This is a genomic window from Streptomyces sp. NPDC002018 (genome assembly GCF_042890865.1).
Taxonomy (GTDB): Bacteria; Actinomycetota; Actinomycetes; order Streptomycetales; family Streptomycetaceae; genus Streptomyces.
This window is the reverse complement of record NZ_JBIASO010000001.1, coordinates 574,713-591,969: the sequence shown is the minus strand read 5'-3', so window position 1 is coordinate 591,969 and position 17,257 is coordinate 574,713. Positions and strand designations below refer to the sequence as shown.

Here is a 17,257-nt window from a genome sequence, read left to right as displayed (position 1 = left end):
GCGGTCCGTCGGCACCGCCGTCAACAGAGCGACAAGAGGAGTACGACATGGGCTGCAATTGCGGCGGAGGCGCCCAACAGACCGTCAACGCCTTCCAGCTGATCCTGCCCGACGGCAGCGTTCGCGTGTACTACACCTGGCAAGAGGCGCATGCCGCCAACCTGCGGGCGGGCGGGGTCGGCACCATCGTCCCCGTGAGTCAGTAACCGACCTCCGCCGACGCGAGAGTGGTTCCGCGGCCCGGGGCGTGGTCCGAACAGCGACTTCGCCGACGCCCTGGGCCCCCGCTCCGCTCGACCGGTCAGCCGGGGCCGCCGCTTCCCGACCGGGAAGGAAGAACGGCCGGCCCCGGCCCCGTTCTGCCGATCTTCTCGGCACACTCACGGTTACGGGACGGACCTCATGACGCTCGTAGAGTTTCTTCTCTCCCTCGGCGCCACGTGCCGCGTCACCAGATTCATCACGAAGGACACGCTCGCGGCGGGCTTTCGCACCTGGATCGCCGATCGCTTCGGCGATGACTCCAAACCCTCTTATCTGGTCAGCTGTAGCTGGTGCACCAGCATCTGGGTGGCTGTCGCCATGACCGCCCTCACGCAAGGGGCCGGCGGAACCTTCGCTCTTCAGCTCACCACCACCGCCTTGACTCTTTCCTATCTCACCGGGCTCGCTTCCCGATGGCTCGACTGAACCTGCTTCCCTCTCCGAGGACGGTCGAGGCAGTGAGCGGCCTGCGGCGGGCGGCGCAGGCCCGAGACCGACAGATCCCGTTCCCGGCGCACCCCCTGTGAGAGGGCCTAGGGTCTTTCGTTTGGATCTGGCTGGATGAGGGAGCGGGGTCTGGTGCCGTGGATCGCGAGGCGAAGGAGGGAGCCCACGCGGAGCGTCGGCTCCGTCCTCCGCCGTCAACGCGGCGAGGCGCGGTGCCGGGGCACGCGAGCCCAGCAAGATCCAAACGAGAGGCCCTAGCTAAGGTGCTTGGCGATCTCCCAGCTTGCCGCCAGCTCGACATCGCCGTTGATCCGTACGTCGACCAGGACCGGGCCGTCCTCGACGGCCAGCGCTCTGTCGATCTCCCCGAGGTCGTCGGGCCCGCGTACGGTGAAGCCCCTGGCGCCGAAGCCGGCCGCCAGTTCCGCGAAGTCCGGTTCCGGCATGTCGGCGTAGCACGGGTTCAGCTTCTTGTGGACCAGATCGTGCTTCTCCTGGCCCACCGCGTTGTCGTTGAAGACCACCACCGTGAGCGGCAGCTTGTGGCGCACGGCCGTCTGGAAGTCGGCGACGTTCATCATGAACGAGGCATCCCCGGTCGCATGGGTGACGCGCTGTCCGGGGCGCGCGAAACAGGCGCCGATCGCCAGGGCCAGACCCTGGCCGATGGCGCCGAAGTCCCAGCCGATCGCCCAGTTCTCCGCGCGCGGCACGGTGAGGATCTTCGCGCAGACCATGGCCGCGTGCCCACCGTCGAGCACCAGGACGCGGTCGTCCTTCGGAAGCGCGTCCTCCAGGTGCCGTACCGCCCGGCGTGGATCCGTCGCGTCCCCGTCGTTGTAGTGCACGGCCGCCGGCTTCCGGTCGTCCTGGAGCCGCTGTACGAGTCCGGCATCGGGCCGGCGCGCGTCCGCCGTCCCGGCGAGCCGGTCCGCCAGAGCCGCGACGGCCGTGCTGGCATCAGCCGTCATCCCGACGGCCACGCGGGCGAACCAGCCGAAGGCGTCCGGCCGGTCGTCGATCTGGATGATCTTCTTCCCGTTCGCCAGGAGTTTGCCGAAGTCGGTCGTCCATTCGTTCAGGCTGGCGCCGACGACCACCATCACATCGCTCTCGGCGAGCGTTTCCACCGTCAGATCCGACCCCAGGCCGCCGCTGACCCCCAGATACAGCGGATAGTCCGCGCAGAGTCCGGCGGCCATGATCGACACTCCCACCGGGGCGCCAAGATGTTCGGCCAGCCTGCGCACCTCCGGCTCGGCTCCGGAGTTCTTCGCACCGAGTCCGCAGAGAATCGACGGACGCCGGGCCGACACGAGCAGTTTGACCGCTTCCTCGACATCCTGGGTACGCGGCGGCTGGAGGGCATTCGGCACATACATCGGCCGGTAGGTCCACCCGGGGTCCGGAATCTCCGACTGCTGGATGTCCTGGGGCAGATTCAGGATGAACGGCCCTTTCCGCACCTTGATCTGACGGAACGCCTCCCCGAGGCAGTAGTCCACGTTGTGCACCGATTCCAGTCGGGCGGTGGCCTCGGTGGTGAGCCGGGCGAGTGCCTGCTGGTCCACCATTCCCTGTGGGTTGTACGGGTCGCGGAGGGAGGCGTGTCCGGCGAGCACCATCAGCGGTGTGCGGTGGAGCCGCGCGGCGACCAGCGAGGTCGTGGCATTGGTGCAGCCGGGTCCTTGGGTGACCGACGCCAGACCGGGCTTGCCGCTGAACCGGGCGTAACCGTCGGCCATACCGACGGCGCCGGCTTCGTGGTGGGCGTGGACGAAGGTCGTGCCGTGCCGTTCGCCCAGATCCACGATCAGATCCTGGTTCGCGTCCCCCATCACGGCGAACAAATGGTCGAGCCCTTCGGCGGCGATCGCGTCGGTGACAGCTTGGAATGCCTTCATCGGAAATTCCCTTCGGGTGCGGCCGGTCATGAACCAACAGGCGCCGATGCTTTCGGCGGAATGGGACGGTGTCGTTCCCCGCGGGCGCTTCACGGTGCGGCCGAACGGGTTTCCCGGCCGTCACAGGAGAGGCAGAGCGTAATCCACCCTCACGCCGCGAATCCTGACGACAGGGCGCGGTGAGTACCGCGATCCCGAGGCGCTACCGATTCGGCGTAACTCCCGCCGGAACAGGTCCCGTATGGCGTACGACTTCTGTTGGTGCGCGCTTTTGTCGCAGCGAAGCCGCAGCGCTCCCGCGCCCGAGACCGCTCCCGCACCGCACCGCGTCGCGTCGCGCCGCGCCGCGCCGAACTGCACCGCACCGCAGCGCAGCGGCACCGTCCGGCTGTCCGGCTGTCCGGCTGTCCGGCCGGATCCGCGGGTCTCCGGGTTTGGCCCTTCCGCGCCGGGACAAAAGAATCCCGGTCGCTGAAACCCCCGGATCAGCCGGTCGCGGCGCTGTCGGCGCCGCCGCCGGTCCGCCGGGCGTGTGCGCAGTCGGCCGCCTCGGCGGGCGCCGGACGCGCGGGGCAGCTTTCTTCGACCGGCCAGGGGGAGCCCGTGACACACACACGCAGCGAGTCGGATCCGCAGGAAACGACCGGAAGGACCGCGGAAGCCGTGGAGACCAGAAGTACCAGAAGTACCAGAAGGCCCGGAGAGGGCACGGAGACCGGAGGGACCAGCGGGCCGCCGCTGCCCCTGGCAGAGCACAAGCAGCGGATGCGCCGCCGTCTGGAGCGGCTGATCGGTATCGCCGCCACGGAAGGCAATTCCCTTCTGCCGCTGCGCAACGGGGACGAGATCTTCCCGGCGATGCTGCGGAGCATCCGAGAGGCCCGGCACACCGTGGACATGATGACCTTCGTGTACTGGCGGGGCGAGATAGCCCGTCAGTTCGCGGAGGCACTGGCCGACCGGGCCCGCAACGGTGTGCGCGTACGGCTGCTGCTCGACGGATTCGGCAGCCGGCTCATCGAGCAGGACCTGCTGGATCTGATGGACCGGGCCGGCGCCGAGGTGAGCTGGTTCCGCAAGCCCCTGCACCTCTCCCCGGCCAAGCAGAACCACCGCTGTCATCGCAAGGTGCTGGTGGTGGACGAATCCGTGGCCTACACCGGCGGGGTGGGCATCGCCGAGGAGTGGTGCGGAGACGCCCGTGACAAGAACGAGTGGCGCGACACCCATGTGCGGGTACAGGGTCCGGCGGTGGATGGCATCGCCGCCGCCTTCGCCCAGAACTGGGCCGAGTGCCACGACGTTCTCTTCGACGGGCACGACCGCTTCACCGGCCATGAGCCGCAGGGCGACGCGGTGGTGCAGGTCGTGCGCGGTTCGGCCAGTTTCGGCTGGCAGGACATGCAGACCCTCATGCGGGTCATGATCGAATCCGCCCAGGACCGCTTCCGTCTGGCCACCGCCTACTTCGCCCCCGACGCCTACTTCGTCGACCTGCTGTGCGCGGCGGCCCGGCGCGGCGTCGAGGTGGAGATCCTGCTCCCCGGTCCCCATACCGACAAGCGGGTCTGCAAACTGGCCGGCCAGCACTACTACGAGGACCTTCTCGCCTGCGGTGTGCGGATCTTCCAGTACCAGCCGACGATGATGCACGCCAAGGTCATCACCGTCGACCAGGTCGCCGCCCTGATCGGATCCACCAACTTCAACCGCCGCTCCCTCGACCACGACGAAGAGGTCATGCTCGCCGTCCTGGACGAGGAGTTCACCGCGACTCTCGACCGGCACTTCGACGAGGACCTGCGGGCCAGCGAGCGGATCGAGAAGGCCCGCTGGAAGCGGCGCTCCGTCACACAGCGGCTGCGGGAGGCGGCCGTCGCCCCCATCCGCCGCTTCCTGTAGCCCGGTTCCCGCCGCCCGTTCCCGTGGCCCGGCTCCTGTCACCCGTTCCTGTGGCCCGTTTCCTGTCGCCTGTCTCCGGTGGCCCCCTCCCGTAGCTCCTCGAACGCCCTGGCGCGGTGCCCGGTGTGACCCCGCGTCACGGCTGCCACCGCCCACCGGACCGTGCCACCGCGGACCACATACCGGCGGCCGGACGGGGCAGACGCCTCATATCCGATCAATCCGAGGGAGTCCGTTCATGGTGGTTGTCGCGATCGTCGCCGTATGTGTCGTCCTGGCCGTACTGGCCTTCTTCGTTCCCCGTCTGTCCCGCCATCCCGAACGCGGCACGCACCGTTCGCTCGGCGCCGGCGCGCGCGTCGGCGGCAAGGCGCCCGGTGTCCTGGGCAGGCTCTTCAGCAAGCCCTTCCACACCAGCTCCCGTGCCGTGGGCCGCAGCGGCTCGGCCGGCCGCCGGGCCCGGGGACGTATGCCCTTCTGATCCTGACCGCGCCGGGACCGGGCCGACAGGCCCGCTCCTCAGGGAAGCCGAGGCCTGCGCGGCCTCGGCGGTCGGCGCAGGCTCCGGTCCTCGACCGTCGAGGCCACGCGCACCACGTACGGGGTACACAGAGCGATGCGGAAGGTGCGGGCGATGCACAACGACGAGGCGGACAGACTGCTGGCCGGGCTGACCGTGGACACCAGCCGACGGGAGCAACCGATCGTGCTGGACGGGACCGGGCGTCCGCTCAGGACCTGGCGGGAGAACCATCCCTACGACCGCAAGGTCGGCCGCAAGGAGTACGAGCGGATCAAACGCGTCCTCCAGATCGAGATGCTCAAGCTCCAGCGCTGGGCCAAGGACACCGGCGCGCGGGTGATCGTCGTCTGTGAGGGGCGCGACGCGGCCGGCAAGGGAGGCACGATCCAGCGCCTCACCGAGCGGCTCAACCCCCGCGGTGCCCGGGTGGTCGCCCTGGACAAGCCCACCGAGCGGGAGACGGGCCAGTGGTACTTCCAGCGGTACATCGCGCATCTGCCGACGGCGGGAGAGATCGTCTTCTTCGACCGCTCCTGGTACAACCGGGCCGGCGTGGAGCGGGTGATGGGCTACTGCTCGAAGGACGAGTACGAGTTGTTCCTCAGCCAGTGTCCGGTCTTCGAGCGGATGCTGGTCGACGACGGCATCGTCCTGGTGAAGTTCTGGTTCTCCGTGTCCCGCTCCGAGCAGCGCACCCGCTTCGCCATCCGGCAGGTCGACCCGGTGCGCCAGTGGAAACTCTCCTCCACCGACCTCGCGTCCCTGGACCACTGGGACGACTACACCGAGGCGAAGGTCGACATGTTCCGCGCCACCGACACCGGCCACGCCCCCTGGACCGTGGTCAAGAGCAACGACAAGCGTCGCGCCCGGCTGGAAACGATGCGCAGTCTCCTCTCGCGCATCGACTACACCAGCAAGGATCCCGAGGCGGTCGGCACCCCGGACCCCCTCGTCGTCGGCGCCGCCGACACCCTTCTCGAACCCGGCGAGGAAGACACCGCGCTCTCCCCCACTCCCCTCTCCCCCGGCGTCCACGGGCCCGGCAACCACCCGGAACCGCCCGATACCGCCTGAGGAAACCTCGTCACCGCCGGCAGGGGCGGGGTTCAGGAGACGGCAGAGCCCCGTCCGGTGACCGGATTCCCGGCCGCGCGGATGAACACCTCGGCGGAGGGGACGGCCGCTCCCCCCGGCCAGGCGAGGAGCAGGTCCGTGTCGGGAAGGTCGGCCACGGGAACGGCGACGACGGTACTGCCCGTACGGTCCGCCGCGCTCTCCCCGACGACCGCGATGAGCTGGCCGACGGCGACGAGATCCACCAGTTCGTCCAGCGCCACGACAGGACAGTCGGCGTCGAAGGTCTCCTCGTCCCGCAGATCCGCGACGGTCACCGTCGCGCGCCCGGCCAGGCGGTGCCCGGCCGGCAGCAGGACGACGGGGGCCTCGACGGCGACTTCCATGGTGTCCAGTCCTGTCAGGTCGTCACTGGCACACAGCAGAGCGACATCGGCTTCCCCGGCGCGAAGCGCCCCGGCCTGGTCCCGGGTGAAGACCATCTCCACCGGTGCGCCGAAGGGCAGCCGGGAGTAGCCGGTGACGAGATCACGCAGGACCCCGGAGCCGGTACCCGGATTGGTCGCGATCCTCAGAGGCGTGGAGCCGTGGGCCCGTTGTGCCGTCGCCACCGCGTGGTCGATGGCGTCGAGCGCCTTCAGCGACTCGGCGAGAAACACCTCGCCGGCCGTGGTGAGGTGCACGCGCCTGCTGGTGCGCTCGAACAGCGGCACCCCCATACGCCGCTCAAGACGGCTGATCGCCCGCGACAGAGGCGGCTGTGAGATGCCCAGCCGCTGCGCCGCCCGGCTGAAGTGCAGCTCCTGCGCGACGGCGACGAAGTAGCTCAGCTCCCGTGTCTCCAGACGATCCATACCCTCAGGGTACTGCTCCATACCCAAGTGATCATGGCTCCCCGGGCATGGCGGTGGTGGAGTGGAACCCGTACAGCCGGTCCGTCGCCGGCGGGTCCGATCCAGGAGAGAGCAGTTCCAGATGAGCGATGAACGGGACGTACAGCAGGTGCTCGCCCGCTATGTGAGAGCGGCCGATCACCGGGACGGACAGGCGCTCGCCGCACTGTTCGAGGCGGAGGGCACGGTCGAGATCTACTACAACAACGCGGGCATCCCCGAGAAGATCGCCGAACTGATCGGCGCGGAGGCGATCGGCGGGGCCGTCGTGGGCATGATGGCGCCGCACCCGCCGCGTGGCTGGAGCCATCACACCACCCATGACCACCTCATCGAGATCGACGGGGACCACGCCACACTGGACGCGCAGTTCGTCGTCTTCAACACCGTCGGCAAGGAGCGGCCCGACGGCGGCTGGCCCGACGGCGCCTCCGGCGCCCAGGGCACGATCACACCCATCGAGAGCGGCTACTACCGCCCCAGGCTGCGCCGTACCGACGGGGAGTGGAAGATCTACCTCCACCGGATCGTCCTCGACCAGCCCATGGCCTTCCCGGGAGCCTGATTCCCGGCTGGGACATCGCGGGTGCGGTCGAACGGGCCGGCCTCGGCGCGCGCGAGTTCGCGCCGGGTGACGAGGTCCTCGGCTGTCTGCGCGGCGAGGTGCGGCGCCGCCGCTGGTGGGTCTGTCCGGCCATCCCGGGATCATCCCGGTCTTCGCCCGGCTCGAGACGGCGGACTTCTCCGCCCTGGGGGGCGCCGACATTCCTCGGCCTCAAGCCTTCGGCTGGGTGAACCGGATGTGGTTGCCGAAGGGGTCGCGGAGGCCGCAGTCGATTCCGTACGGGCGGTCGGTGGGCTCCTCGGTGAACTCGACGCCCAGACCCAGCAGCGTCTCGTACGTCTTGCGGCAGTCGTCCGTGCTGAAGATGAGGTGCCCGCCCATCGCGCCCTTGGTCACCAGCTCGCGGACCTGCCGCGCCGTCTCCTCGGACATCGCGGGCGCGCCCGGCTTCTCCAGCAGGATCTGGCGCTCCGGGTGACTTGGGACACAGACGGTGAGCCAGCGCATGAAGCCCATGTCGATGTCGGCGCCGACCTCCAGACCGAGCTTGCCGACATAGAAGTCGAGGGCCTCGTCCTGGTCGAGGACGTATATCTGCGAGTGCGTGATGGCGTTGAACATGTGTCTCACGCTACGGGGCGGGCCGGACGGAAACTTATCCGAAACTGCTCAGTCGGCGGACGGTACGGGCCGGGCGGGCACAGGCCGGGCGGGCGCAGGCCGGGCGGGCGCAGGCCGGGCGGGCGCAGGCCGGGCGGGCGCAGGCCGGGCGGCAGCGGTAACGGCCGTACGGGCAAGGACAGGCCCTACGGGTACGGGCAGGGGAAGGTCGGCCCGGGGCAGACCGGCCGGGGCAGTGTGGCCAGGGCAGTGCGGACGGTCAGGCGCTCGGCCGCGTCCACGCCATCGTGAAGCACGTCGGTACGCCCGTGGCCACCGCTCCCTTCCGGTAGGTCCTCGGTGACCGGCCGACGATGTCGCGGAAGGTGCGGCTGAACGTTCCCGGGCTGCCGAAGCCGACGTCGAAGCAGATGTCCGTCACACTGCGGTCGGTCTCCCGCAGCAGGAACATCGCACGCTCGACACGGCGGCGCTGGAGATAGCGGTGCGGCGTCTCGCCGAACGTGGCCCGGAAGGTGCGGGAGAAGTGCGCCTGCGACACATGCGCGATCCGGGCCAGGGCCGCGACGTCCAGCGGCTGCGCGTAGGCGCGGTCCATCGCGTCCCGGGCCCGAAGCATGCGGCGGTTGGTCTCCTCTGCGGCGCGGCTCACGGCGCCATCACACCACGGTTCGCCTCCGTCCGTCCTCCGCGCTCAGGCCGGAGGTACCCATGCCCAGGCCGGAGGGCCTACGCCAGGCCGGAGGTGCCTGTGCCCAGGCCGGAGGTGCCCGCACCGGGGCCGGGGGCCGGGCCCGGGGCAGGGAACAGCCGCGCCGGGTCATGCCGCCGCCCGGGAGCGGGTCTCACCCTCCTCCCTCCCGCTCACGTCATGGTGAATGAGCGTCCCCGACCCGGTCAGCGGAACTCCCGTCCCGCCCCGGCGCGCCGCGACGATCTCCGCCGCGATGGACAGGGCGGTCTCCTCGGGGGTGCGGGCGCCGAGGTCGAGGCCGATCGGGGAGCGCAGACGGGCCAGTTCGTCGTCGGTGACACCGACTTCGCGCAGGCGCCGGTCGCGGTCCTCGTGGGTGCGGCGCGAGCCCATCGCGCCGACGAACGCGACCGGCAGCCGCAGGGCCGTCTCCAGCAGGGGAACATCGAACTTGGCGTCATGGGTGAGCACGCACAGGACGGTCCGTCCGTCGGTCGCGGTGCGCCGGAGATAGCGGTGCGGCCAGTCGACCACGAGATCGTCGGCCTCGGGGAAACGGGCGCGGGTGGCGAAGACCGGCCGGGCGTCGCACACGGTCACGTGATACCCGAGGAACTTGCCCACCCGGGCGAGCGCCGTCGCGAAGTCCACGGCGCCGAAGACGATCATCCGGGGCGGCGGCACCCTCGACTCCACGAACAGTGTCACGCCGCCCGTGCAGCGCGAGCCGTCCTCCGCGATCTCGACGGTGCCGGTGCGGCCGGTGTCCAGCAGCGCGCGGGCCTCCGCCGCCGCCGTCCGGTCCAGTTCCGGATGTCCGTCGAGGCTGCCCTCGTACGATCCGTCGGGGCGGACGAGCAGCGCACCGCCGAGCAGTCCGCGCGGGCCCCGGGCCACCCGGGCGAGTGCCGCCGCCTCCCCCCGGTCCGCGGCCGACACCCCCGCCCGGAACACCGGCGCGTCCGCGCGCACCGGTGTGACCAGGACCTCGATGACGCCGCCGCAGGTGAGTCCCACCGCGAAGGCGTCCTCGTCGCTGTATCCGAACCGTTCGCGCACCGTCCGGCCGTCCTGGAGCGCCTGCACGCACAGGTCGTACACCGCCCCTTCCACACACCCGCCGGAGACGGAACCGATGGCCGTGCCGCGACGGTCGACGGCCAGGGCGGCGCCGGGGCCGCGCGGCGCGCTGCCCCCGACGGCCACGACCGTGGCGACGGCGAAGTCCCGGCCCTCCTCGAACCAGCGGTTCAGCTCCTCGGCGATGTCAAGCACTCCCGGCTCCCCCGCCCGCCCGGCGCCGGGCCTCGTCCGCCGCCCGCAGGACGCGGTCCGGACGGATCGGCAGGTCCCGGTGGCGTACGCCGGTCGCGTGCCACACCGCGTTGGCGATCGCGGCGGCGACGCCCACGACGCCGATCTCACCGATGCCCTTGATCCCGACCGGGTCGTCCGGGACGGGATCGTCCACCCAGTCCGCCTCAATGAGCGGCACATCGGCGTGCGCGGCGAAGTGATAGCCCGCCAGGTCGGCGCCGACATGGCCGCCGGAGGCCAGGTCCCTGATCGCCTCCTCATGGAGGGCCATGGACAGCCCCCAGGTCATTCCGCCGATGAACTGGCTGCGGGCGGTGAGCGGATTGACGATGGTGCCCGCGGCGAAGACGCCGAGCAGCCGTCGCACCCGCACCTCACCGGTGGTCACGTCCACGGCGGCCTCGGCGAACTGCGCGCCGAAGGCGTGCCGTTCCTTCTTCGCGAGGGCGCCGACCGCCTCGGTGGTGTTCGACCGGACGGTGATCCCCTCCGGCGGAACGCCGTCTCCCAGGGCCAGTCGCTCCCGCAGTTCGCCCGCCGCGACCATCACCGCCCACGCCCAGGAGCGTGTGCCCATCGAGCCGCCGGCGAACATCGCCGGGCCGAGGTCGCTGTCCGCGATGCGCACCCGGATACGGTCCGTATCCACCTCCAGCGCGTCCGCCGCGACCGAGGTCATCGCGGTCCGTGCCCCGGTCCCTATGTCCGCCGCGTTGATCCGCACGGTGAAGGTTCCGTCCGGCTCCGCGGTCACGGCCGCCGTGGACGGGCCGACTCCCGACGGATACGTGGCCGCCGCCGTTCCGGTCCCGAGCAGCCAGCGCCCCTCACGGCGCCGGCCGGGACGCGGGTCCCGGTCCGCCCAGCCGAACCTGCGGGCGCCCTCCTCGAAGCAGGCGAGCACATTGCGGCTGCTGAACGGCAGCCCGGACACGGGACCCGTCTCGGGTTCGTTGCGTGCGCGCAGCGCGATCGGGTCCACGCCGCACTTCTCGGCCAGTTCGTCGAGGGCGGATTCGAGAGCGAAGGATCCCGGTGCCTCGCCCGGTGCGCGCATCCAGGCCGGGGTCGGCACATCGAGCCGTACGAGCCGGTGCAGGGTGTGGTGTGCGTCGGCGTCGTACATCACGCGCCCCAGCACGGCGCTCGACTCGACGAATTCATGCACGGTCGACGTCAGACTCTGCGCCTGGTGGTCGAACGCCCGCAGCCGGCCGTCGGCGTCGGCGCCGAGCCTGATCCGCTGCGCCGTGGGGCTGCGGAAACCGACGAGGGAGAACATCTGACGGCGGGTCAGCACCACGCGGACCGGGCGGTGCAGGAAGGTCGTGGCCATCACGGCGGCCACTTGGTGCGGGCTCAGCCCCTTCGATCCGAAGCCGCCGCCGACGTGTTCGGACCGCACCCGTACGGAGGCGGGGTCGAGGGAGAAGAGCTGCGCGAGTTCGCCGGCCACCCAGGTGCTGCCCTGGTTGGAGTCCACGACATCGAGCCGGCCGCCGTCCCAGCGGGCCGTCGCCGCGTGCGGCTCCAGCGCGTTGTGGTGCTCCTCCGGTGTGGTGTACTCCTCGTCCACGACGACGGCGGAGTCGCCGAGTCGGGCCTCGACATCGCCTTTCTCCGTCTCGGCCCGGACCAGCGGGTTGTTCTCCGGCGTGTACGCGCCGGGATGTCCGGCGAAGAACGCGACGTCGTGCGGCTCCTGGTCGTAGCGGACCACCAGTGTCTCGGCGGCCTCCCTGGCCTGCTCGGACGTCTCCGCCACGACCAGCGCCACCGGCCAGCCCACGAAGGGCACCCGGTCGTGCTGGAAGAGCCCGAGGACCGGGTTCGGCCGCCCGACCATGCCTATGTAGTCGGTGTCGACGCGCGGCGCGTTCCCGTGGTGCAGCACGGTGAGGACACCGGGCATGGCCAGGACGGGAGCGTCCTCCACGGCGCGGATACGGCCACGGGCCACGGTCGACAGCACCAGCCAGCCGTGGGCGAGCCCGGCGAAGGGTATCTCTCCGGCGTAGCGGGCCGCCCCGGTGACCTTGTCGCGGCCCTCCACCCGGGTACGGGCGGAGCCGACGGCTCCCGTCACGGCGGCGATGCCGGTCGTCGTGGTCGGCGTCGTCATCGGGTCGCCTCCTCGGCGAGTTCGGTCAGCACGGCCACGACGAGGTTGCGCGTCAGGGTCACCTTGTATCCGTTCTCGGGGAGCGGCTCGGCGGCCGCCAGTTCGGCGTCCGCCGCGGCGGCGAACGCCTCCGCGCTCGCCGGGCCGCCGGTCAGCACCCGCTCGGCGGTACGGGCCCGCCACGGCCGGGACGCGACCGCCCCGAACGCGAGGCGCACCTCGCGTACGACACCGTCCTGGACGTCGAGCGCGGCGGCGACCGAGCCGATCGCGAACGCGTACGAGGCGCGCTCGCGCACCTTCCGGTACCGCGCGTGCGCGGCGACCGGGGCCGGCGGCAGTGTGACACCGGTGATCAGCGCGCCGGGCGGGAGGGCGGTCTCGATGTGCGGGGTGTCGCCGACGGGCGGATAGAACTGGGCGATCGGCGACTCGCCCGGCCCGTCCGCCGTTTCGTAGGAGATGACGGCGTCGAAGGCGGCGAGCGCGACCGCCATGTCCGAGGGATGGGTGGCGACACAGTGCGCGGAGGCGCCGAGGATCGCGTGGTTGTGGTGTTCGCCCGTGAGCGCGGGACAACCGCTGCCGGGGGCCCGCTTGTTGCACGGTTTGCTGAGGTCGGTGAAGTAGCCGCAGCGGGTCCGCTGGAGCAGGTTCCCGCCGACCGTGGCCATATTGCGCAGTTGTCCTGAGGCGCCGGCCAGGACGGCCTGGGCCAGCCCCGGATAGTGCCGTCGTACGTCGGGGTGGGCCGCGAGATCGCTGTTGGTGACGGTCGCGCCGATGCGCAGTCCGGCGTCATGACTGAACTCGATCCCGTCGAGGGGAAGTTCACGTACGTCGATGAGCAGCGCGGGCCTTTCCACACCGGCCTTCATCAGATCGACGAGGTTGGTTCCGCCGCCGAGTAAACGGGCGTCGGGTTCCGTGCTGAGCAGGGCGACCGCTCCGGAGATGTCGAGGGCGCGTGCGTAGCCGAATTCCCTCATGCCGCCACCTCCTTGACCTCGGACTCCGCCGCTTCCGCCGTCGTCCCCGCCGCCTCGGCCGCCCGCGCGACCGCCTGCACGATCGACACATAGGCGCCGCAGCGGCACAGGTTGCCGCTCATCCGCTCGCGGATCTCTTCGGGGGTCAGCGCGGGCACTCCCGCTTCGGGCCGGACGTCCTCGGTCACGGCGCTCGGCCAGCCCGCCGCGTGTTCCTCGATCACCGCGAGGGCCGAACAGATCTGCCCCGGTGTGCAGTAACCGCACTGATAGCCGTCCAGGTCGATGAAGGCCTGCTGCACCGGATGGAGCCGCTCACCGTCGGCCACGCCTTCGATGGTGGTGATGGCACGGCCCTCGGCCGCGACCGCGAGCTGAAGGCAGGAAACGGCCCGGCGCCCATCGAGCAGCACCGTACAGGCACCGCATTGGCCCTGGTCACAGCCCTTTTTGGTACCGGTCAGATCGAGATGCTCGCGCAGGGCGTCGAGCAGGGTGGTGCGATGGTCGACGGGCAGCGTGTACTTCTCGCCATTGATGTACAGAGTGATGGCGCTGGATGTCGACAGGGCCATGATCAGCCTTCTTTCGCATTGCGGATGCGCGTCGGACGAGACGATCCCGGCAGATGGTCCGGGACGAGATCCGGGAGGTGGGGGGATGTGGGTGAAGGAACCAGCGACAATGGGCACCGGTCGGCCGCACTGGCCGGTTCCGCCGCTACGGTGGACCTAAGCGGACAACTGTCCATTAGCCGTCGAACTTACTGGACAGCTGTCCGGTTAGCAAGGCCGGGCCTGGCCGTGATTCCGGAAGGAGGACGAGTGCCGGAGGAGAAGAGCGCGACTCTGCGCTCGGACGCGCAACGGAATCGCGAGCGCATCCTGGACGTCGCGCTGGACGAGCTGACGCGGGCCGCGGACGCTCCACTGAGCGTGATCGCGAAGAAGGCGGGCGTCGGGCAGGGCACGTTCTACCGCAACTTCCCCAACCGGGAGGCCCTCGTCCTGGAGGTCTACCGCTACGAGATGCAGCAGGTCAACGACACCGCTGCCCAGTTGCTCCGGACCCGCGCGCCCGACCGGGCCCTGAGGGAGTGGATGGACCGCCTGGCCCAGTACGCCATGGCCAAGGCCGGTCTGGCCGACGCGCTGCGCAAGACCACCAGCGAGCTCGGCGGACTGGCCCAGCTCGGCCACGGCCCGGTGCTCCAGGCGGTCGCGCTCCTGCTGAACGCGAACCAGGAGGCCGGCACCATCCGTCCGGGACTGACCCCCGACGATTTCGTGCTCGCCATCGCCGGACTCTGGCAGCTCGACCCGCGCGGCGACTGGCAGCCGCGCGCGACGCGGCTGCTGGACCTCGTGATGGACGGACTGAGGGCGGGGGCGCCCGGAGCGGACGGTCCCCCGGCGGACGGGCCGGGGGACGGACGGACCTGAGCCGGGCGGCCCCGGGACGGACGGACCCGGTGGGAACGGCCTCGGGACGGACGGCTCCGGTGGGGAAGGGTGTCCGGCTAGATCAGTTCGCGCTCCCGTGTCTCCGGGAGCGCCCGTACGCACAGCAGCGAGACCACGGCCATCGCGCTGACGTACCAGCCCACCGACGCCGAGCCGAAGGCGGACTGGAGACGCGGCACGACCAGGGGCGAGACCGCGCCGCCCAGGACGCCGCCCAGGTTGTACGCGAGCGAGGCGCCGGAGTAGCGGACGCGGGCGGGGAACAGCTCCGGCAGATACGCGCCCATCGGGCCGGACGTCACGCCCACACAGAACAGCGCGCCGCCCATGGCCACCGCCATCACCACCGGGTGCCGGGTGTCGAGCAGCGGGAAGAACACCAGGGCCCAGACCGCGGCCAGTCCGCAGCCTGTCAGCACCAGTGTGCGCCGGCCGGCCGTGTCGGAGCGGGTGGCCGCGAGCCAGATGGCGATCGCGAGGAAGAAGCAGGCGACCAGGGACAGCGCCAGCATCGTATTGCGCGGCACACCCAGGGATGTCGTGGTGTACGACAGGCCGTAGGTCATCGACGCGTAGAAGAGGGTGTAGACGACGGCCATGGCGCCGGCGCCGAGCAGCAGTTCGCGTGGATGGCACCGGAGGAGTTCCGCCACGGGCGCCCTGCTCGCCGTCCGTTCCGCCACTGACCGCGCGAAGACCGGGGTCTCGCTGATCTTCAGCCGTACGACCAGTCCGACGGCGACCAGCAGGAAGGACAGCAGGAACGGGACGCGCCATCCCCAGCTCGCGAAGGCCGCCTCGTCGAGCGACGCGGACATCAGCCAGAAGACGCCGGTGGCGGCGGAGAAGCCGACGGGCGGGCCGAGTTGGGGGAACGCCGCGTACAGCCCGCGCCGCCCTTGGGGTGCGTGCTCCACCGCGAGGAGCACCGCGCCGCCCCATTCGCCGCCGATCCCGATTCCCTGGAGGAAGCGGAGCAGGACGAGCAGCAGAGGTGCCCAGGCCCCCAGGGTGGCGTAGCCGGGCAGCAGTCCCACCAGCGCCGTGGACAGACCCATCAGCAGCAGTGAGGCGACCAGGACGGACTTGCGGCCGACGCGGTCGCCGAAATGGCCGAAGACGATTGACCCGATCGGGCGAGCCAGAAACGCCACCGCGTACGTGGAGAACGACGCGAGCATGGCGTTGAGGGGGGACAGGTTGGGGAAGAAGACGTCGTCGAGGACCAGCGCCGCCGCCATGCCGTAGATGAAGAAGTCGTAGAGCTCGATGGTGTTGCCGATGAAGCTCGCCACGGCCACCCGGAGCGGACTCTCCTGGGTTCGGGTACCGGCCGCGGCGGGCTCTGTGGACGTGGAGGACAGAGTGTCGTCGATCACACAGAAACTGTCACGGTCGGTGACCGGGGCGGTCAACGGCGCACGTTGAGCACGCTCCGAAATCGCCGCGCTACCGACTGTTATCAGCCGTGCGGTCAGCTGTGTGGGTCACGGGTACGCGTGTGCGCGGTCACGGGCACGCGGTCACCGGTACTCGGCCTCAGCCGCCGCGCAGGAACTGGAGAAGCTCGGCGTTGACCTTGTCCTGAAGTGTGGCGGTGAGGCCATGAGGTGCGCCAGGGTAGTAGACCTCTTTTGCCCCACGAACGAGCTGAGCCGTTTTGACGGCGGAATCCTGCACGGGAACGATCTGATCGTCTTCGCCGTGGAGCACCAGCGTAGGGACATCGAATTTCTTGAGATCCTCCGTGAAATCCGTCTCCGAGAACGCCTTGATGCTTTCGTAGGAGTTCTTGAGGCCGGACTGCATGCTCCAGAGCCAGAACTGGTCGAGTATGCCCTGCGAAACCTGGGCACCGTCCCTGTTCGCCCCGTAGAACTGAACCGCCAGGTCCTTGTAGAACTGTGACCGGTCCTGGCTGACACCCGCGCGCAGGTCATCGAAGACCTTGATCGGAAGACCTTCGGGGTTGGCCTCCGACTGGAGCATGACCGGAGGAACTGCCGCGATCAGGACGGCCCTTGCCACCCGGCTCGTACCGTAGGTGCCGATGTAACGCGCCACTTCCCCGCCACCGGTCGAGTGTCCGACGAGGGTCGCGTCCCTCAGGTCGAGCGCCTCGATGACGTCCGCCAGATCGCCGGCGTAACCGTCCATGTCGTTGCCGCTCGAAGTCTGACCCGACCGGCCGTGCCCGCGGCGATCGTGCGCGACCGTGCGGAAACCGTTTTGCGCGAGAAAGAGCATCTGCCCGTCCCACGCGTCCGAACTCAGCGGCCACCCGTGCGAGAAGGTGACGACCGGGCCCTCGCCCCAATCCTTGTAGTAGAGTTCGGTCCCGTCTTTCGCTGTGATGATGCCCATTTTCTCGACTCCTCCAATGGACTTTCGAGGTTCGAGGGCGAAGCAAACGATCCCCCAATAACCAATCCCCCCAAACCATCGTATGTCCGTCCCAGTCGCTCGCCACTCAGCC

At 70.2% G+C, this 17,257-nt stretch carries 17 protein-coding genes; 7 read left to right on the top strand and 10 right to left on the bottom strand.

The genetic code is table 11. The features are described 5' to 3' along the window. Positions 1 to 47 precede the first annotated feature (47 nt). Together ACFYYH_RS02550 and ACFYYH_RS02545 are read left to right on the top strand one after the other, a co-directional pair. Positions 48 to 206 carry a hypothetical protein gene (locus tag ACFYYH_RS02550; protein WP_388544811.1) on the top strand — a complete coding sequence of 53 codons (159 nt, stop codon included), beginning with the start codon at positions 48 to 50 and terminating at the stop codon, positions 204 to 206. 196 nt (positions 207 to 402) lie between these two features. Next, positions 403 to 690 (top strand): hypothetical protein, encoded by a 288-nt coding sequence (locus tag ACFYYH_RS02545; protein WP_388544808.1) that lies wholly within the window; start codon positions 403 to 405, stop codon positions 688 to 690. Between the two features lie 275 nt (positions 691 to 965). On the opposite strand, the gene ACFYYH_RS02540 is transcribed toward ACFYYH_RS02545, so the two are convergent. Next, positions 966 to 2,615 carry a thiamine pyrophosphate-binding protein gene (locus ACFYYH_RS02540; RefSeq protein WP_388544806.1) on the bottom strand — a complete coding sequence of 550 codons (1,650 nt, stop codon included), beginning with the start codon at positions 2,613 to 2,615 and terminating at the stop codon, positions 966 to 968. A 765-nt stretch (positions 2,616 to 3,380) separates the two neighbouring features. On the opposite strand from ACFYYH_RS02540, the gene ACFYYH_RS02535 reads away from it, so the two are divergent. The 3 genes from ACFYYH_RS02535 (at position 3,381) to ppk2 (ending at position 6,117) form a co-directional block, all read left to right on the top strand. After that, complete coding sequence (locus tag ACFYYH_RS02535) at positions 3,381 to 4,517, top strand: phosphatidylserine/phosphatidylglycerophosphate/cardiolipin synthase family protein (RefSeq protein WP_388545308.1); 1,137 nt, start codon at positions 3,381 to 3,383, stop codon at positions 4,515 to 4,517. Positions 4,518 to 4,755: 238 nt separating this feature from the next. Beyond that, entirely contained in the window at positions 4,756 to 4,998 is a 243-nt protein-coding gene (locus ACFYYH_RS02530; protein WP_388544804.1) for a DUF6411 family protein, read from the top strand. Positions 4,999 to 5,151: 153 nt separating this feature from the next. Next, positions 5,152 to 6,117: a polyphosphate kinase 2 gene (gene ppk2 / locus ACFYYH_RS02525; protein WP_388544801.1), complete on the top strand. Its 966-nt coding sequence runs from the start codon at positions 5,152 to 5,154 to the stop codon at positions 6,115 to 6,117. A gap of 32 nt (positions 6,118 to 6,149) precedes the next feature. Here ppk2 and ACFYYH_RS02520 read toward each other — a convergent pair whose 3' ends face one another. Continuing rightward, positions 6,150 to 6,971: a LysR family transcriptional regulator gene (locus ACFYYH_RS02520; protein ID WP_388544799.1), complete on the bottom strand. Its 822-nt coding sequence runs from the start codon at positions 6,969 to 6,971 to the stop codon at positions 6,150 to 6,152. 121 nt (positions 6,972 to 7,092) lie between these two features. Between ACFYYH_RS02520 and ACFYYH_RS02515 the strand changes: the two genes are divergently transcribed. Continuing rightward, a complete protein-coding gene (locus ACFYYH_RS02515) occupies positions 7,093 to 7,575 on the top strand; it encodes a nuclear transport factor 2 family protein (RefSeq protein WP_388544797.1) in 483 nt (160 codons plus the stop codon). 210 nt (positions 7,576 to 7,785) lie between these two features. Here ACFYYH_RS02515 and ACFYYH_RS02510 read toward each other — a convergent pair whose 3' ends face one another. The 6 genes from ACFYYH_RS02510 to ACFYYH_RS02485 form a co-directional block, all read right to left on the bottom strand. Next, on the bottom strand, positions 7,786 to 8,196 hold the full coding sequence (locus ACFYYH_RS02510; RefSeq protein ID WP_388544795.1) for a VOC family protein: 411 nt from the start codon (positions 8,194 to 8,196) through the stop codon (positions 7,786 to 7,788). Positions 8,197 to 8,455: 259 nt separating this feature from the next. Continuing rightward, complete coding sequence (locus ACFYYH_RS02505; protein WP_388544792.1) at positions 8,456 to 8,848, bottom strand: helix-turn-helix domain-containing protein; 393 nt, start codon at positions 8,846 to 8,848, stop codon at positions 8,456 to 8,458. A gap of 168 nt (positions 8,849 to 9,016) precedes the next feature. After that, positions 9,017 to 10,165: an XdhC family protein gene (locus ACFYYH_RS02500; RefSeq protein WP_388544790.1), complete on the bottom strand. Its 1,149-nt coding sequence runs from the start codon at positions 10,163 to 10,165 to the stop codon at positions 9,017 to 9,019. Beyond that, positions 10,158 to 12,329 carry a xanthine dehydrogenase family protein molybdopterin-binding subunit gene (locus ACFYYH_RS02495; RefSeq protein WP_388544788.1) on the bottom strand — a complete coding sequence of 724 codons (2,172 nt, stop codon included), beginning with the start codon at positions 12,327 to 12,329 and terminating at the stop codon, positions 10,158 to 10,160. The genes ACFYYH_RS02500 and ACFYYH_RS02495 overlap by 8 nt, the downstream gene beginning before the upstream one ends. Continuing rightward, the gene (locus ACFYYH_RS02490) at positions 12,326 to 13,318 is read right to left on the bottom strand and encodes an FAD binding domain-containing protein (protein ID WP_388544786.1); all 993 of its coding nucleotides are present in this window, start codon (positions 13,316 to 13,318) and stop codon (positions 12,326 to 12,328) included. Before ACFYYH_RS02490 ends, ACFYYH_RS02495 begins: the two co-directional genes overlap by 4 nt. After that, on the bottom strand, positions 13,315 to 13,893 hold the full coding sequence (locus tag ACFYYH_RS02485; RefSeq protein ID WP_388544784.1) for a 2Fe-2S iron-sulfur cluster-binding protein: 579 nt from the start codon (positions 13,891 to 13,893) through the stop codon (positions 13,315 to 13,317). The genes ACFYYH_RS02490 and ACFYYH_RS02485 overlap by 4 nt, the downstream gene beginning before the upstream one ends. Before the next feature lie 249 nt (positions 13,894 to 14,142). On the opposite strand from ACFYYH_RS02485, the gene ACFYYH_RS02480 reads away from it, so the two are divergent. Further along, on the top strand, positions 14,143 to 14,760 hold the full coding sequence (locus tag ACFYYH_RS02480; RefSeq protein WP_388544782.1) for a TetR/AcrR family transcriptional regulator: 618 nt from the start codon (positions 14,143 to 14,145) through the stop codon (positions 14,758 to 14,760). 77 nt (positions 14,761 to 14,837) lie between these two features. On the opposite strand, the gene ACFYYH_RS02475 is transcribed toward ACFYYH_RS02480, so the two are convergent. Continuing rightward, entirely contained in the window at positions 14,838 to 16,157 is a 1,320-nt protein-coding gene (locus ACFYYH_RS02475; protein ID WP_388545305.1) for an MFS transporter, read from the bottom strand. A gap of 163 nt (positions 16,158 to 16,320) precedes the next feature. After that, positions 16,321 to 17,145, bottom strand: a complete 825-nt coding sequence (locus ACFYYH_RS02470; protein ID WP_388544780.1) for an alpha/beta fold hydrolase — start codon at positions 17,143 to 17,145, stop codon at positions 16,321 to 16,323. Positions 17,146 to 17,257: the final 112 nt, after the last annotated feature.

Excerpts from the sequence above, each read along its gene's own strand:
- ACFYYH_RS02515 (WP_388544797.1), top strand. The coding sequence starts at position 7,093 with ATGAGCGATGAACGGGACGTACAGCAGGTGCTCGCCCGCTATGTGAGA.
- ACFYYH_RS02495 (WP_388544788.1), bottom strand. The coding sequence starts at position 12,329 with ATGACGACGCCGACCACGACGACCGGCATCGCCGCCGTGACGGGAGCC.
- ACFYYH_RS02535 (WP_388545308.1), top strand. The coding sequence starts at position 3,381 with ATGCGCCGCCGTCTGGAGCGGCTGATCGGTATCGCCGCCACGGAAGGC.
- ACFYYH_RS02510 (WP_388544795.1), bottom strand. The coding sequence starts at position 8,196 with ATGTTCAACGCCATCACGCACTCGCAGATATACGTCCTCGACCAGGAC.
- ACFYYH_RS02470 (WP_388544780.1), bottom strand. The coding sequence starts at position 17,145 with ATGGGCATCATCACAGCGAAAGACGGGACCGAACTCTACTACAAGGAT.
- ACFYYH_RS02520 (WP_388544799.1), bottom strand. The coding sequence starts at position 6,971 with ATGGATCGTCTGGAGACACGGGAGCTGAGCTACTTCGTCGCCGTCGCG.
- ACFYYH_RS02530 (WP_388544804.1), top strand. The coding sequence starts at position 4,756 with ATGGTGGTTGTCGCGATCGTCGCCGTATGTGTCGTCCTGGCCGTACTG.
- ACFYYH_RS02550 (WP_388544811.1), top strand. The coding sequence starts at position 48 with ATGGGCTGCAATTGCGGCGGAGGCGCCCAACAGACCGTCAACGCCTTC.
- ACFYYH_RS02490 (WP_388544786.1), bottom strand. The coding sequence starts at position 13,318 with ATGAGGGAATTCGGCTACGCACGCGCCCTCGACATCTCCGGAGCGGTC.
- ACFYYH_RS02545 (WP_388544808.1), top strand. The coding sequence starts at position 403 with ATGACGCTCGTAGAGTTTCTTCTCTCCCTCGGCGCCACGTGCCGCGTC.
- ACFYYH_RS02485 (WP_388544784.1), bottom strand. The coding sequence starts at position 13,893 with ATGGCCCTGTCGACATCCAGCGCCATCACTCTGTACATCAATGGCGAG.
- ppk2 (WP_388544801.1), top strand. The coding sequence starts at position 5,152 with ATGCACAACGACGAGGCGGACAGACTGCTGGCCGGGCTGACCGTGGAC.
- ACFYYH_RS02540 (WP_388544806.1), bottom strand. The coding sequence starts at position 2,615 with ATGAAGGCATTCCAAGCTGTCACCGACGCGATCGCCGCCGAAGGGCTC.